Source organism: Mycobacterium triplex (genome assembly GCF_000689255.1).
GTDB classification, from domain to species: Bacteria; Actinomycetota; Actinomycetes; order Mycobacteriales; family Mycobacteriaceae; genus Mycobacterium; species Mycobacterium triplex.
This window is the reverse complement of the sequence record NZ_HG964446.1, coordinates 321,013-335,516: the sequence shown is the minus strand read 5'-3', so window position 1 is coordinate 335,516 and position 14,504 is coordinate 321,013. Positions and strand designations below refer to the sequence as shown.

The following is a 14,504-nucleotide window of genomic DNA, read 5'->3' as shown; positions in this document are numbered from 1 at the left end:
TCGGCGGACTGCTCGCCGGGGCTACGCTGGTCCGGTGATCCAGGTGTGCTCGGCGTGCGGCACGCGGTGGAACGTGCGCGAACGTCGCCGCGAGTGGTGCCCCCGCTGTCGTGGCGCACTGCTCGCGCCGCTGGCGGACGTGCCCGTGGCCGACCCCCGCTGGAGTACGCACGCCGGCCCGTCGGTGCCCGCTCGGCCCGTCGCGCCGCAACGAACCCCGCCGCGTCTACCGCCGGGCTTCCGGTGGATCGCGGTGCGTCCGGGCGCCGCACCTCCCGCGCGGCGGGGACGTCGGGCACTCGGCCCCACACCCCGCTACACGGCGATTCCGCGTTGGGGTTTGGTCGACCGCGTCGAGCAGACGTCGGCCGGCGCCGTCGGTGCGGCACCGGTCGGGCCGCCGGCCGCGATGGTGCGTCTGGTGCTGTTCATCAGCGTGTTGGCGCTCGGCGGTGCGGCGCTGGTGTACGTCGCCCGGTATGTGCTGTTGGTCTACAACCGAAAGACCCTGCTGAACTCGGTGGTGGCGACCGCCGCGGACTGGTTGGGAAATTTGGCCAGTGTGGCGGCGCTCATCGCGCTGATCACCTCGGGCGTGTTCCTGATCCGGTGGCTGATCGCCCGGCGGGCGGCGGTGTTCGCGCATTACGGCCTGTCCGATCATCGCTCTGTCCGGGCGGTGTGGGCCGGCTGCGCCGTCCCGTTGGCCAACCTCTTTTGGGCCCCGGTCTACGTCATCGAGCTGGCCATTCTCGAAGATCACTACGGCCGGGTCCGCCGTCCGATCCTTCAGTGGTGGGTCGCCTGGATCTTCAGCTACGCGGTGTCGATCTGGGCCATGATCACCAGCTTTGCCAAGGATCCGCAGGGCGTCGCGAACAACACCGTGCTGATGGTGTTCGGGTACCTGTTTGCGGCCGCGACGCTGGCGGCCGTCGCCCGGGTTTTCGAGGGATTCGAACGCAAACCCGTCGCCCGGCCCGCACATCGCTGGGTCGTGGTAACCCCGGATCTCCCGGATCGGTCCGGCGAGTCGCCGGCTGCTCCGGTTGAGTTGAAGGGGGAGGAACCGGCAGCATAGGGGTATGACGTGGGCCGACGAGGTGGTCGCCGGGCATCCGTTTGTCGTTGCCCACCGAGGCGCCTCGGCTGCTCGCCCCGAACACACGCCGGCCGCCTATGACCTGGCCCTCAAAGAGGGCGCCGACGGTGTGGAATGCGATGTGCGGCTGACCCGCGACGGACATTTGGTGTGTGTGCACGACCGCCGGCTGGACCGGACCTCGACCGGTGCCGGGCTGGTCAGCACCATGACCCTCGCTCAACTGCGCGAGCTCGAATTCGGCGCTTGGCACGACAGCTGGCGGCCCGACGGTACCCACGGTGACACCAGCCTGCTGACGCTGGATGCGCTGGTATCGCTGGTGCTCGACTGGAACCGGCCGGTGAAGATCTTCATCGAGACCAAGCATCCGGTCCGGTACGGCTCGCTGGTGGAAAGCAAACTGCTGGCGTTACTGCACCGCTACGGCATCGCCTCGCCGGCCTCCGCGGACCGGTCCCGCGCGGTGGTGATGTCGTTTTCGGCCGCGGCCGTCTGGCGAATCCGGCGGGCAGCACCGCTGCTGCCGACGGTGCTGCTGGGCCGGAATGCTCGCTACTTGACCAGCAGCGCGGCCACTGCCGTCGGGGCCACCGCCGTCGGGCCTTCGCTCGACGCGCTGAAAGACTATCCGCAGCTGGTGGATCGCGCCGCCGCCCAGGGCCGGGCCGTGTACTGCTGGACCGTCGACGGGTACGACGACATCGACTTCTGCCGGGACGTCGGGGTGGCCTGGATCGCCACCAATCACCCCGGCCGCACGAAGACCTGGCTGGAAAACGCGCGGACCCTCGACAACAGGGGCTAGACCGGCGAGACGAGGTAGCCGCCCGCGGCCGGTGGGGCGCTGGCGCTGATGCCTTGGGTAGCCACCTCGCGGGCGACGAAGTTCTCCAGATCGAACAGGTTGGCTCCCGCCCGATCCGAGACCGTCACCAGCGTCTTCATCACCGCTACCTCTTCGACCTGCTCCTGCAGGAACCACTGCATGAACTGTTCGCCGAGGTAATCGCCCTCGTCGCGGGCCACCCGTGCCAGCTGGGTTATCTGGTCGGTGACGACTCGTTCCTGCTCGAGGGCCAGCACCAGTGCGTCGCGCGGTTGGTCGAACTGATTGCGCACCGCGTCGACGCCCGTGATCTCGACCGGCACGTCACGGTCCAGCAGATGCTGCACCAGCATCATGGCGTGATTGCGTTCCTCGAGCGCGCGGCCGTAAAAATGCTTCGCTAATTGTGGCAGTTCGGCGGCGCTGAAATAAACGGCAATCGCAACGTATTGCTGAGAGCTCGTGAATTCGTGGGAAATCTGTTCCTGGAGTAATGAGTGGAACTTAGACTTGGGGGCGTCGGTCTCGGTCATGGCAGCAGCTTAGCGCAGGTAGAAGCCCATTGCAAAGCGTGCCGGAGCGGCTCAAGAAGGGTGCTCGGGACACCGCTCGCGCCATTTGTTCAGGTCGGGTTTACCTAGGTATAAAAAGGCTAGATTACGCCGCGCGCATTTCGGCGAATTGTGCTGCGCATTAGTGTCGCAAAATCATGATCATTGCCCGTCGAGCGCGGCGGCGGGCACCGGTTCGTCGGCGGCGAGCGCGTCGAACAGCTGGCCCGCCACTTCGTGGTCCCACACCACCACCGAGCCGGCGCTGTTGCTGGTGAAGTCGCCGAGCGGGACGGTCAGCGTGGTGGTGGATCCGTGCAGTGCCCAGCCCAGCCGGGCCAGGTCCCACACGTGATCGCCGTCGTCGACCGTCAGCGCGTCGGCCGCGGCGTGCGGTACCGCGTACCACCGCCACGGGTTGAGCCACACCGAGGGGCTGGCTGCGCGCTGCAGCAGCGCCGAGATGAACTGCCGCTGGTTGACCATCCGGTCGAGATCCGCGCGCGGGGTGTCGCGGGTCCGGACGTATCCGAGCGCGCTGCGGCCGTTCAGCTTCTGGCAGCCGGCGGGCAGGTCGATGCCGGCCAGTGGGTCGCCGATCGGTGCGGTCGGGCAAACCGTGATGCCGCCGAGGGCGTCCACCAGAGCGGCGAACCCGCTGAATCCGATCTCGGCGTAGTGGTCCAGGCGCAGTCCGGTGGCCTGCTCCACCGTCTGGGTCAGCAGGGCTGCCCCGCCGATCCCGAACGCGGAGTTGATTTTGTCCTTGCCGTGCCCGGGGATCGGCACGAACGAGTCGCGCGGTATCGACACCATCGTCGTCGGGGTGTTCGACGCGGGCGCGGGGATATGAATCAGCAGCATCGTGTCGGTGCGAGTGCTACCCACATCGCCGCCGGTGGCCAGGTCCTCTTGCTGCTCGGCGGACAGACCTTCGCGACTGTCCGAGCCGACGAGAAGCCAGTTGGTGCCGCGGCCGGACGCGGGCCGGCCGGCGTAGCCGGTCAACGCCGGCTTGCGATGCAGTGTCGTGTCCAACCACCAGCCGCCGCCCACCACGACGGCGCCGGCCAGCAGCACACCGATCAGCAAGGTCGACGCGATGACCCGGCCCCAGCGGCGTTTTTTGCGCTTGCGGTGCGCGCCGGGCAGGTCGGACGGGGGCGCCGTCCGGTCGCGGGGACGCGCGCGAGATTTCGGCTTCTCCCGGGGCGCCGAGTGCCCGGGCGAAGCGCCGGCGGCGGGGGCCGGCGGCGCGACGCGGGCTAGCGGCACGGTCTCGTCGGTGGGCGACGGACCTGGGTAGCGGTGCAGCACCGGCGGCGGCTCGGGGCGCGCACCCCGCGGCGCAACCGGTCGCGGAGGCCGGCCACGGTGCGGGGATCGGTCGCCGTTCACTCGGCTAACTTACGTGCCCCGCTCGTCGCGGCAAGCGTGCGGCGCGCCAGGCTACGGGCGGGCGCGCAGGCCGTTGATGAAGGGGCAACCCATCAGCACGCGAATGGCCTGGCTCAACCCGGTCATGTCGTCCACCGGTTTGTGGAACGGCAGCCGGATGTCGTGGTCGTCGCCGTCGCTGCCCTCGACACGGAACCGCACGCCGTAGCGGTCCAGCCCGAGCGGGCGGACGTGTCCGCGCCGCATCGGCGCCGGCAGCCGGGATACCAGGCGGGCGACCACGTCGCCGTGGGCGTTGTCGAGGTGCCACAGCAGGCTCGACTCGATCTCGCAGAACGGGTCGGGGCGGGCCGCCAGCAGGTCCTGGATACTGACGGGCTCGGCGCCGGTGGCGTCGGTGACCACGACGGAGGCGATCTCCAGCCGCAACAGCGTGTACCGGTTCTCGCCCGGGGTGGCCGGCATGCATTTCGGGGTATCGACCTGCAGCAGTGCCGGATGCGGGCACTCGCTGGCGATCACGTCGAGGGTGGGGTTGATGTCGGACGGCGGGACCCGGCGCAGGTCGCCGCGGACCCACACCAGCGAGCGGACCGGCTCCCGCAGCGGCAGCGGCGCGTAATCGGTCAGCTCGAGCAGCGCCTGGGATCCGCAGACCCGGCCGTCGGTCGCGCTGTCACTGGGAAGGGCGACGGCGAAGGATCCGTCCTGGAGCAGGTGGTGCACCGGCGTGGGTACCGGGTCCTCGCGCTCGACCGCGAGCAGCGCACCGCCGGCCCGGGCGCAGGCGCTGCGGATGCGTTCGGCAGTCGTCGGCGCGGCGCTGGTCAGCGGTAACATCGTTCTCCTCGTCCCTTAGGTAAGCCTAAGTTAACTTAGATCGCGGGTCGAAGCAAGGCCCCTTTTCGGTTGTGGCCACTAGGGTTGTCCTCGTGGTCGGCATCACTTACCTCGGTCCCGAAGGGACCTTCACCGAGGCGGCGCTGTTGCAGATGTTGGCCGCCGGCTTGATCCCCGACCAACAGCTGGGCCCGGTCCAGCGGACACCGATCGACAGCACGCCCGCGGCGCTCGAGGCCGTCCGCAATCGCGAAACCGACTACGCGTGCGTGCCGATCGAGAACTCGATCGACGGCACGGTGGTGCCGACCTTGGACAGCCTGGCGAACGGCTCGCCGATGCAGATTTTCGCCGAGACGACGCTGGATGTGGCGTTCAGCATCGTCGTCAAACCCGGCCTTGGGAAAAAGCTCAGCGCCGAGGACGTCAAGACGCTGGCGGCCTTTCCCGTGGCCGCCGCCCAGGTGCGCCGCTGGCTGGCCGCCAACCTGCCCGGCGCCGAGCTGCGGCCGGCCTACTCCAATGCCGACGCCGCCCGGCAGGTGGCCAAGGGCGAGGCCGACGGCGCGGTGACCTCACCGCTGGCCGCCACGCACTGGAAGCTCGAGGCCCTGGCCGAAGGCGTGGTCGACGAGGCCAACGCGCGCACCCGGTTCGTCCTGGTGGGCCTGCCGGGACCGCCGCCGGTGCGCACCGGAGCCGATCGCACGTCGGTGGTGTTGCGGATCGAGAACGCCCCGGGCGCGCTGCTCGCCGCGCTGGGCGAATTCGGCATCCGCGATATCGACCTCACCCGCATCGAATCCCGGCCGACCCGAACCGAACTCGGCACCTACCAGTTCTTCGCCGACTGCGCCGGCCACATCGACGACGATGCCGTCGCCGAGGCACTCAAGGCGCTGCACCGACGTTGTGTGGATGTGCGGTATCTGGGCTCCTGGCCCACGGGCTCGGCCACGGGCATCGGGCCACCGCCACCAGACGAGGCGTCGCGCTGGCTCGCGCGGCTGCGGGACGGCAAACCCGAGCAGACCGATGCATCCGGCGGGGGGATCTAGACGATGAGCGGTCGGTTGGTGCTGGTTCGGCACGGCCAGTCCGTCGGCAATGTCGAGCGGCGGCTGGATACCCGGCCCCCCGGTACGGATTTGACGCCGACGGGGCGCGACCAGGCCCGGGCGTTCGCCCTCGATGCCGGACGGCCGGGGCTGCTCGCGCACTCGGTGGCCAACCGGGCGTCGCAGACGGCCGAGGTGATCGGCGAACAGCTCGACGTGGCTCCGCGGGAAGTCGCCGGGATACACGAGGTGCAAGTCGGCGCCCTGGAGAACCGCAACGACGACGAGGCGGTCGCGGAGTTCAATGCCATCTACGAGCGGTGGCAGCATGGCGAACTCGACGTGCCGTTGCCCGGCGGTGAAACCGCCAACGAGGTGCTGGACCGCTACGTGCCGGTGCTCACCGACTTGCGGATGCGCTACCTCGACAACCACGACTGGACCAGCGACATCATCGTCGTCAGCCACGGCGCGGCGATCCGGCTGGTGTCAGCGGTACTGGCCGGGGTGGACGCGAATTTCGCCCTGGACAACCATCTCGGCAATGCCGAATCGGTGGTGTTGGCCCCGATCACCGACGGGCGGTGGAGCTGCGTGCGGTGGGGAACGTTGACGCCGCCGTTCTACCCCGAACCCGAGGCGACGCCCGTCGCCGACGCGGTGCGCTCGGGCACCGATCCGATGGGCTGATCAGACCGCCAGCGCGATCAATTCCGTGCAGGTGCAGCCGACGGCGTCGCAATCGATGACGAACGTGTGCGCCAGCAGCTCGGGGCTGACGCAGTCCGGCTCGGTGCACTCCGAACGGCGCAACGAGTGGCGAATGATGGTGCCGTGGCAGTGTTCTAGGCCTGCCCGGCATTCGCGGCATGCTGCGCTCATAGGCCGTTCCTAGCACCAGGGGCTGACAAATCGGCGACGCCGCGCCCGGCTATCGGCGGATTTTCTAACCCCAGCCGAGTTCGTCGAGCCGGTCGTCGTCGATGCCGAAATGGTGGGCGATTTCGTGGATCACGGTGATCGCCACCTCCTCGACGACGTCGTCGTCGGACTCGCAGATATCCAGCAGCGCGTCACGATAGATCGTGATGGCGTCCGGCAGCGCTCCGCCGTAGTCGGAGTCGCGTTCGGTCAACGCCACCCCTTCGTAGAGGCCCAGCAGTTCGGGCTCCTCGGGATTGCGGTCTTCGACGAGGATGACGACGTTGTCCATCGCGGCCGCCAGCTGCTCGGGGATCAGGTCGAGGGCGTCGGAGACCAGTTCGTCGAACCGCTGCGGATCCATCCGCACGGCCACCGTGGTTAACCTGCCGGCGCCGGCTCGGCTGGCGGGGGCGGTGCGCCCGGTGGGGGTGCGTCCGGCGCCGGCGGCGGCGCCTGGTTACCCGCCGGGGGTGCGCCGGCGTCGGCCGGCGGTGCCGGAACGTCTTGCGGCGCTTGGCTGGCCGGGGCCTGCGTGGCGGTGGCCCGCGGCGGCGTCACCACCGGCTGCTGCTGGGGCAGGTGCTGGTTGCCCGGCGGCATCTCGGGCGGCGTGTTGGACTGCTGCGGCGGGCTGGCCGGTATTTGAACCGGAAGCTGCGGCATCTGCGGCATCGTCAGCCGCTCTTCGGGAATGTCGGGCGGGGGCACCGGTGCCTGGCCGTTGATCAGCAGCTGACCCTTGGCGCTGTTGACCAGGGTGGCCCAGCCCCCGTTGCCCAGCGTGGCGCCGATGCTGCAGGCGACCTCGCGGCTACCCGCCGACCAGCTCGGCAGCGACACCGTCGGGTAGATCAGCGTCAGCGTGGTGGTGCGCAATTTGATCGGCGCGAGGAAGGCGTCGGTCATCTTGGTGCAGGCGTCCTTGATGTAGCCGTCCTGGTCGGGTTCGGCCGGCAGCGCGCCCGGGAATTTCTCGGCCAGGTTGACCGTGCCGGTGACCTCCATGGCGTGCGGGGCCTTGCAGTCGACCGGGGCGTCGACGGGCTGGTTGGCGGTCGAGTCGATGCCCAGGCAGGTGCCCGCCGGCCAGACCTTGGACTGGTCGACGTCGGCGACCTTGCCCTTGAACGCGGCCTGCTCGTTGTTCGCGCCGGGCATCTGCAGCCCGCACAACATCCGGCGCTCGCCGGACTGACGCCAGGCCCGGTCACCCGCCCACAGCAGGCTGACGCTGAATTTGCTGTTGGGGTCGTACTTGGGTCCGAGGTAGCGGCGCACCGCGGCCTCGCATTGCTCCTGGCTGATCTGCTGGATGCGAGCCGGTGACGGCGGGGCGGCGCTGGGACCGTACTCGGAGCCGGGGAAGGTCCGCATGTCGATGGACTCGGCGACCTCGAACTTGTGGTCGTCGGAGCACTTGACGATGCTCGCGGACTCCGGCGTGACGTCCGGCCACATCAGGCAATCACCGCTTTTGGCGCGGTTGAACGCCGCGTCGGTCTTCGCTCCGGTGCTGGGCACGGGGTTGCCGTCCAGGTAGCCGGCAAGGCGGCCCTGCCCCGGCCCGCCGACCGGCAGGGCGGTCACCAGCCCGGCGATCAGCAGCCCGCCGAGCGCGAAGAGCAACAGCGCCCGCCGGGTCGCGGTCGCCTGCAAGGTGCGCGGCAATCCGAAGCCGGCCGCCGGCTGCTCCGCCTCGGTGGCCGGCGGGCTGGGTGCGGCGACTTCCGTCTCGAGCGTGTCCGACATCGAGTCCATTCTGACAGGGCACCCGAGCAAACGTGACAAACGTTACAGATGTGAGTCCTGGGGTTAGCTCGGGCGATGCTGCGCGCGCCGGGTGCCGTAGCGAAAGTAATCTTGCCGCCGTGATCGACCTCAAGCTGCTCCGCGAAGACCCCGACGCCGTTCGCCGCTCCCAACTCAGCCGCGGCGAGGATCCGGCGCTGGTCGACGCGCTGCTGGCGGCCGACGCCGCCCGCCGGGCCGCGATCTCGACCGCCGACACGCTGCGCGCCGATCAGAAGTCGGCCAGCAAGAGCGTCGGCAAGGCGTCGCCCGAGGAGCGCCCGGCGTTGTTGGCGCGCGCGAAGGAGCTCGCCGACCAGGTGAAGGCGGCCGAAACCGCCCAGTCCGATGCGGAGACGGCGTTCACCGCGGCGCACATGGCGATCTCGAACGTCGTCATCGACGGGGTTCCGGCCGGCGGCGAGGCCGACTTCGCCGTCCTCGACATCGTCGGTGAGCCGCCGACGATCGACAACGCGAAGGATCATCTCGAACTCGGCGAGTCGCTGGGCCTCATCGACATGCAGCGCGGCGCCAAGGTGTCCGGATCGCGGTTCTACTTCCTGACCGGAAAGGGCGCGCTGTTGCAGTTGGGTCTGCTGCAGCTGGCGCTGCGGTTGGCCGTCGAGAACGGCTTCATCCCGATGATCCCCCCGGTGCTGGTACGCCCGGAGGTGATGGCCGGCACCGGGTTCCTGGGCGCTCACGCCGAGGAGATCTACCGGGTGGAGGCCGACGATCTGTACCTGGTCGGCACCTCGGAGGTGCCGCTGGCCGGCTACCACTCCGGCGAGATCCTGGACCTGTCCGGCGGCCCGTTGCGCTACGCGGGCTGGTCGTCGTGTTTCCGCCGTGAGGCCGGCAGCTACGGCAAGGACACCCGCGGCATCATCCGGGTGCATCAGTTCGACAAGGTCGAAGGCTTCGTCTACTGCACGCCCGCCGAGGCCGAGGCCGAACACCAGCGACTGCTGGGCTGGCAACGCGAGATGCTGGCCCGTATCGAGGTGCCGTACCGGGTGATCGACGTCGCCGCGGGCGACCTCGGCTCGTCGGCCGCCCGCAAATTCGACTGCGAGGCATGGGTTCCCACCCAGCAGACCTACCGCGAGCTGACGTCGACGTCGAACTGCACCACGTTCCAGGCGCGCCGGCTGGCCACCCGCTACCGCGACGACAACGGCAAGCCGCAGACCGCGGCCACGCTCAACGGCACGCTGGGCACCACCCGCTGGCTCGTCGCGATCCTGGAGAACCACCAGCAGCCCGACGGCAGCGTACGGGTGCCCGCCGCGCTGGTGCCGTTCGTCGGCACCGAAGTGCTCGAGCCTTAGGCGTTGACCGTCGCGCGCTCTTGTTCGTGGCGGCGTTGCCGTTCCATCGTCGCGAAGTAGAACGCGAAGGCGAACGCGAAGCTGGTGAACAGGCTGGACACGAAATACAGCCAGGGCCGCCGATACCCGCGGCGGTAACCGTCGACGATGGTAAAGATCGGCAGCAGAACAACATTCGCGATCGTGTAGTCCTGGCTGGCCGAGCTGGCCGCGGGGTTGGTGAACATCAGCTTGATGTATTCGGCCCAGCTCCCGTGTTCGCCCCACAGCGGGTTGGTGGATCCGTGTGAGTACTCCGCCACGTAGGTGATGTTGAAGTACCAGCCGAGTGCGACCGAGGCGATCCCGACGACGTAGTAGACGATTTCCATCGCCGAGAAGAAGGGGCCGCCGGCGGGCCGGGCGAAGACATTCGAGTTGGACCTGACGATCCAGATGATGACTGCCAGTCCGAGTACCGCGTGGGTGATGAGGGAGACCATCCGCGCAGTCTCACCCCCGCCGCGAAGTTTTGTCAATATTGTCAAAAGAATTCTTGATACCTTACTGCAATGGTCAGGCCCGCCCAGACGGCACGCAGCGAGCGCACTCGTGAAGCGCTGCGCCAGGCTGCGGTGGTGCGATTCCTGGCCCAGGGCGTGGAAGACACGTCGGCCGAGCAGATTGCCGCCGATGCCGGGGTATCGCTGCGCACGTTCTATCGCCACTTCACGTCCAAGCACGACCTGCTGTTCGCCGATTACACCGGGCTGCACTGGTTTCGCGCGGCCCTGGATGCCCGGCCGGCCGACGAGCCGATCATCGAGTCGGTGCAGTCGGCCATCTTCTCGTTCCCGTATGACGTGGACGCGGTGACCAAGATCGCCGCTCTGCGCCACGACGAGCTCGACCCCGGGCGCATCGTCCGCCACATCCGGGAGGTCCAGGCCGACTTCGCGGATGCCATTGGGGCGCAACTGCAACGGCGTAGCCGCGGGACCGACGGAACCGCGGAGCCCGGGGTCGATCAACTGGTGCACACCGCGGTGACCGCCCGCTGCATCGCCGCCGCGGTGTTCGGCGCGATGGAAGTCTGGATGGAAAGCGACGACCGGTCGCTGGGTGAGCTCGCGCGGGTCTGTCACGCGGCGCTGGAGTCGCTCCGGGCAGGGATCACCGACTCCTGGAACACGGCGGCCACCCGTCAAGTTTCGTCATAATTGACAAAACTTTGTCCCCGTGCGAGCCTCCTTTCCGGAGGGCAGGCACATGACTGGATATGACGCGATCGTTATCGGTGCAGGGCATAACGGCCTGACGGCGGCCGTGCTGCTGCAGAAGGCCGGGCTGCGCACGCTGTGCCTGGACCCCAAGCTCTACGCGGGGGGGATGGCCTCCACCGTCGAGCTGTTCGACGGGTATCAGTTCGAGATCGCCGGCTCGGTGCTGTTCCCGACATCGTCGGAGGTGGTCAAGGAGCTGGGCCTGGACACCATGCCGACGATCGACCTGGACGTCATGTCGGTGGCGGTGCGCGGGGTGGGCGACGATCCGCTGATCCAGTACAGCGACCCGATCAAGTTGTTCACCCACCTCAACGAGGTGCACGGGGCCGAGGCCGTCAACGGCATGGCGGGGCTGATGGGCTGGGCCCAGGCACCATGCCGCGCGTTGGGCCGGTTCGAGGCCGGTATGCCGCCCAAGAGCATTGACGAGATGTATGCCTGCGCCACAAACGAATTCGAGCGTTCGGCCATCGACGACATGCTGTTCGGCTCGGTCACCGAAGTGTTGGACCGTTACCTGCCCGACCGCGAGAAGTTCGGCGCGATCCGCGGCTCGATGACCGTGCTGGCCGTCAACACCCTCTACCGCGGTCCGTCCACGCCGGGCAGCGCGGCGGCGCTGGCCTTCGGGCTCGGCGTCCCCGCGGGGGACACCATGCAGATGAAGAAGCTGCGCGGTGGCATCGGCGCGCTCACCGAGCATCTGCGCCGGGTGCTGGAGAGCCACGGCGGCGAAGTCAGGTTGCGTACCAAGGTGACCGAGATTCTGGTCGCCGACGGTCAGGTGACCGGGGTGCGCACCGAGTCGGGCGAGACGTTCGACGCGCCGATCGTCGTCTCGGGCATCGCGCCGGACGTCACTGTCAACGAGTTGATCGATCCCGCCGCGCTGCCCGCCGATATCCGGGAACGCTATGCGCGCATCGACCACCGCGGCAGCTATCTGCAGATGCACTTCGCGCTGGACGAGGCCCCCGAATTCGCCCCGCCCTACCAGGTTCTCAACGACCCGGCCATGCAGGCCTCGATCGGTCTGTTCTGCACGCCGGAGGAAGTCCAGCAGCAGTGGGAGGACGCCCGGCGCGGCATCGTTCCGGCCGATCCGACGGTCGTGCTGCAGATCCCGTCGCAGAACGACCCGGACCTGGCGCCCGGCGGCAAGCACGCCGCGTCGGCGTTCGCGCTGTTCTTCCCGATCGAGGGCGACGTGGATTACGGGCAGGCGAAAATCGAAATGGGTCAGCGGGTGATCGACAAGATCACTCGACTCGCACCGAATTTCGAACGCAGCATCATCCGCCACACCACCTTCACGCCGCGGCACATGGGTGTGATGTTCGGCGCGCCCGGCGGCGACTACTGCCACGGCCTGTTGAACGCGAACCAGATCGGCCCCAACCGGCCCGGCCCGAAAGGCTTTCTCGGTCAACCGATCCCGATCAAGGGGCTGTACCTGGGCAGTGCGGGCTGCCACGGTGGACCCGGGATCACGTTCACCCCGGGCTACAACGCCGCTCGGGCGGCGCTGGACGACCGCTAGCGGTTCAGCAGCGCGTCCAGCAGGGCGATGAACTCGTCCGGGCGCGCCGGAGTGAACGCGGGGCTCGGCCGGGTACCCGGAACGTCCAGGGTGATCAACGTCGACTTCAGTGGCCGCCGTATGTCCAGCGGCAGCCAGTGGCGCGGGTCCGCTCCGCCCCAGAAGGTGAACCGGGCCGCAAGCCAGCCCAACGACTGAGCCTTGTAGCCGCGGATCGCGTCCAGCGCGATGATCTTCGACGTGCCGTCGGGAAAGTGGTACCGCCGCAACGTGATCGCCGCCCGGTCCAGCTGCACCAGGCCGTCGTCGTAGGTGTCGTTCATGTCCGTCGGCTCCGCAGCTCGTGACCGCGGGTGGTCAGGCAGCGACCGTTGTCCAGCCGCCACTGCCAGCCATGCAGGTTACAGGTGAGCGTAACGCCGTCGACCACACCGAATTTCGACAAATCGGCCTTGAGGTGGGGGCAGCGGCGCTGAATCTCCCAGCCGTCCATCGTGATCGACGCCGAGTCGTCGTGGGTTTCGGCGAACCACCCGTCGGCGTAGGCGATGCGTTCGTCGGTCAGGCACTTGAAGAACGTGTACAGGTATTCGTTGTAGCCGCCGACTCGCCACGCGGTAAAGCGCGTGGACAAGAAGATGGTGTTCACCCAGTCCGGTTCCCGATCGCGCAGCACGGTGCGCACCAGCTCCGGTGCGATCGCGAAGCCGTAGCGGACCTTCTCGTGGGGAATGCGGTCGCGCACGGTCCGTTTCGGGAAGTCCAGAACCACGGTCTCCGGACCGATCACCAGCTCGACGGGATAGCCAATGCCGTCGCAGATCTCGTCGCTTTGCAGCATGACCGGCTCGAACAGGGCGCGCAGTGGTTCCAGCAGCGGTTCGCCGGCCGCGGGCGCCCAGCTCGCCCGCTCGGCGGCCAAGACCGGAGCCATCCGCTCGGCGTAGTCGGCGATGTAGTCCGCCTTGCCGGTGGTGAAGATGGCCTCCACTTGTTGGTCGGGCAGCGGATGTCGAAGTGAATTCAAGGATTTGCCAGTGAAATCGGCGACCGACCCGGGAATCATCAGCAGGCCGCGCTCGTGCCCGTGCCGGCGCATCTGGTCCAGGAAGACCATCTGGTCGGGGAAGATGTTGGCCGGGTCCCCGTGATCGTCGTTGAGGTGACGCAGCTCGGGGTCCAGAAAGCAAGGCGGGCCCGCGGACGGCACCACCCAGGTCGCGTCCACCTGGGCGATGTACTGGCGCGCGCGATCCATCTGGCGCTGCCGTTTCTGCGTGCCGAACGACTTTTTGGCCCGGGCCGGCATGTCGTAAACCATCGGATACCAGATCGCTCCGGAGTACTGCAGCAGGTGGACGTCGATATGCCCGAACTCGGTTGCGAGCATGTCCAAATCGACCGGCCGTGCGTCGTTCATGTTGAAAACCGTTGTCGTACCGTCGGATACGACGAGGGCCGAGTCGCCGATCGGACCGTCGGCGGGTGCCCGCAGCGCGACGATCATGATGTCCAGGCCGCCCTTGGGTCCGCCGACTTGATGCTTGACCGAGTCGCTGGTTTCGAAGAAGCGGTGAAAACCTAACTCCTGCAGAGCGTTTCTAAGATCGGGCACCGGGAAATCGGGCAGCAGCACGACGGCGTCCTTGTTGACGTGGTCGCGCAGATGGTTCGCGTCGAAGTGGTCCTTGTGCAAGTGCGAGACATACAGGTAGTCGCAATCGCCGAGGGCGTCCCAGTCCAGTGCGGTGTTGTCCGGGAACGGAAACCACGACGCGAAGTAGGCCGGATTCACCCAGGGATCGCACAGAATGCTGCCCGCCCGGGTTTGGATCAGAAATCCGGCGTGGCCGACGCTCGTGACCTGCACAAATG

General features: G+C 68.1%; 16 protein-coding genes. 7 read left to right on the top strand and 9 right to left on the bottom strand.

Annotation, left to right across the window (positions count from 1 at the left end; all coding sequences use genetic code 11):
• The first annotated feature begins 34 nt into the window (after window positions 1-34).
• Both BN973_RS01535 and BN973_RS01530 read left to right on the top strand, forming a co-directional pair.
• Window positions 35-1,081 (top strand): DUF4328 domain-containing protein, encoded by a 1,047-nt coding sequence (locus tag BN973_RS01535; protein WP_084163257.1) that lies wholly within the window; start codon window positions 35-37, stop codon window positions 1,079-1,081.
• A 4-nt stretch (window positions 1,082-1,085) separates the two neighbouring features.
• Window positions 1,086-1,910 carry a glycerophosphodiester phosphodiesterase gene (locus BN973_RS01530; RefSeq protein ID WP_036465481.1) on the top strand — a complete coding sequence of 275 codons (825 nt, stop codon included), beginning with the start codon at window positions 1,086-1,088 and terminating at the stop codon, window positions 1,908-1,910.
• Here BN973_RS01530 and BN973_RS01525 read toward each other — a convergent pair.
• The 3 genes from BN973_RS01525 to BN973_RS01515 all read right to left on the bottom strand — a co-directional run bounded on the left by BN973_RS01525 (window position 1,907) and on the right by BN973_RS01515 (window position 4,720).
• A complete protein-coding gene (locus BN973_RS01525) occupies window positions 1,907-2,464 on the bottom strand; it encodes a ferritin (protein WP_036465479.1) in 558 nt (185 codons plus the stop codon). The genes BN973_RS01530 and BN973_RS01525 overlap by 4 nt on opposite strands.
• Window positions 2,465-2,644: 180 nt before the next feature.
• The gene (locus tag BN973_RS01520) at window positions 2,645-3,880 is read right to left on the bottom strand and encodes an LCP family protein (RefSeq protein WP_036465477.1); all 1,236 of its coding nucleotides are present in this window, start codon (window positions 3,878-3,880) and stop codon (window positions 2,645-2,647) included.
• Between the two features lie 51 nt (window positions 3,881-3,931).
• The gene (locus tag BN973_RS01515; RefSeq protein WP_036465475.1) at window positions 3,932-4,720 is read right to left on the bottom strand and encodes a DUF2470 domain-containing protein; all 789 of its coding nucleotides are present in this window, start codon (window positions 4,718-4,720) and stop codon (window positions 3,932-3,934) included.
• A gap of 92 nt (window positions 4,721-4,812) precedes the next feature.
• Between BN973_RS01515 and pheA the strand changes: the two genes are divergently transcribed.
• The gene (gene pheA / locus BN973_RS01510; protein ID WP_036465474.1) at window positions 4,813-5,778 is read left to right on the top strand and encodes a prephenate dehydratase; all 966 of its coding nucleotides are present in this window, start codon (window positions 4,813-4,815) and stop codon (window positions 5,776-5,778) included.
• A gap of 3 nt (window positions 5,779-5,781) precedes the next feature.
• On the top strand, window positions 5,782-6,468 hold the full coding sequence (locus BN973_RS01505; protein WP_036465472.1) for a histidine phosphatase family protein: 687 nt from the start codon (window positions 5,782-5,784) through the stop codon (window positions 6,466-6,468).
• Here the strand turns inward: BN973_RS01505 and BN973_RS01500 are convergent, their stop codons facing one another.
• The 3 genes from BN973_RS01500 to BN973_RS01490 form a co-directional block, all read right to left on the bottom strand.
• Window positions 6,469-6,660, bottom strand: coding sequence for a hypothetical protein (locus BN973_RS01500; protein WP_036465470.1), 192 nt, complete (start codon window positions 6,658-6,660; stop codon window positions 6,469-6,471).
• A 64-nt stretch (window positions 6,661-6,724) separates the two neighbouring features.
• The gene (locus tag BN973_RS01495) at window positions 6,725-7,075 is read right to left on the bottom strand and encodes a metallopeptidase family protein (RefSeq protein WP_036465469.1); all 351 of its coding nucleotides are present in this window, start codon (window positions 7,073-7,075) and stop codon (window positions 6,725-6,727) included.
• Between the two features lie 5 nt (window positions 7,076-7,080).
• The gene (locus BN973_RS01490; protein WP_036465467.1) at window positions 7,081-8,460 is read right to left on the bottom strand and encodes a septum formation family protein; all 1,380 of its coding nucleotides are present in this window, start codon (window positions 8,458-8,460) and stop codon (window positions 7,081-7,083) included.
• Between the two features lie 110 nt (window positions 8,461-8,570).
• On the opposite strand from BN973_RS01490, the gene serS reads away from it, so the two are divergent.
• Window positions 8,571-9,824, top strand: coding sequence for a serine--tRNA ligase (serS, locus tag BN973_RS01485; RefSeq protein WP_036465465.1), 1,254 nt, complete (start codon window positions 8,571-8,573; stop codon window positions 9,822-9,824).
• On the opposite strand, the gene BN973_RS01480 is transcribed toward serS, so the two are convergent.
• Window positions 9,821-10,306 carry a DUF2834 domain-containing protein gene (locus BN973_RS01480; protein WP_036465463.1) on the bottom strand — a complete coding sequence of 162 codons (486 nt, stop codon included), beginning with the start codon at window positions 10,304-10,306 and terminating at the stop codon, window positions 9,821-9,823. The two genes, serS and BN973_RS01480, sit on opposite strands and share 4 nt — an antisense overlap.
• Window positions 10,307-10,375: 69 nt before the next feature.
• Here BN973_RS01480 and BN973_RS01475 point away from each other — a divergent pair, with 69 nt between their 5' ends.
• Together BN973_RS01475 and BN973_RS01470 are read left to right on the top strand one after the other, a co-directional pair.
• Complete coding sequence (locus BN973_RS01475; protein WP_036465461.1) at window positions 10,376-11,023, top strand: TetR/AcrR family transcriptional regulator; 648 nt, start codon at window positions 10,376-10,378, stop codon at window positions 11,021-11,023.
• 49 nt (window positions 11,024-11,072) lie between these two features.
• A complete protein-coding gene (locus BN973_RS01470) occupies window positions 11,073-12,629 on the top strand; it encodes a phytoene desaturase family protein (RefSeq protein WP_036465459.1) in 1,557 nt (518 codons plus the stop codon).
• On the opposite strand, the gene BN973_RS01465 is transcribed toward BN973_RS01470, so the two are convergent.
• Together BN973_RS01465 and BN973_RS01460 are read right to left on the bottom strand one after the other, a co-directional pair.
• A complete protein-coding gene (locus tag BN973_RS01465) occupies window positions 12,626-12,952 on the bottom strand; it encodes a hypothetical protein (protein WP_036465457.1) in 327 nt (108 codons plus the stop codon). The two genes, BN973_RS01470 and BN973_RS01465, sit on opposite strands and share 4 nt — an antisense overlap.
• Window positions 12,949-14,499: an MBL fold metallo-hydrolase gene (locus tag BN973_RS01460; RefSeq protein ID WP_036465455.1), complete on the bottom strand. Its 1,551-nt coding sequence runs from the start codon at window positions 14,497-14,499 to the stop codon at window positions 12,949-12,951. The genes BN973_RS01465 and BN973_RS01460 overlap by 4 nt, the downstream gene beginning before the upstream one ends.
• Window positions 14,500-14,504: the final 5 nt, after the last annotated feature.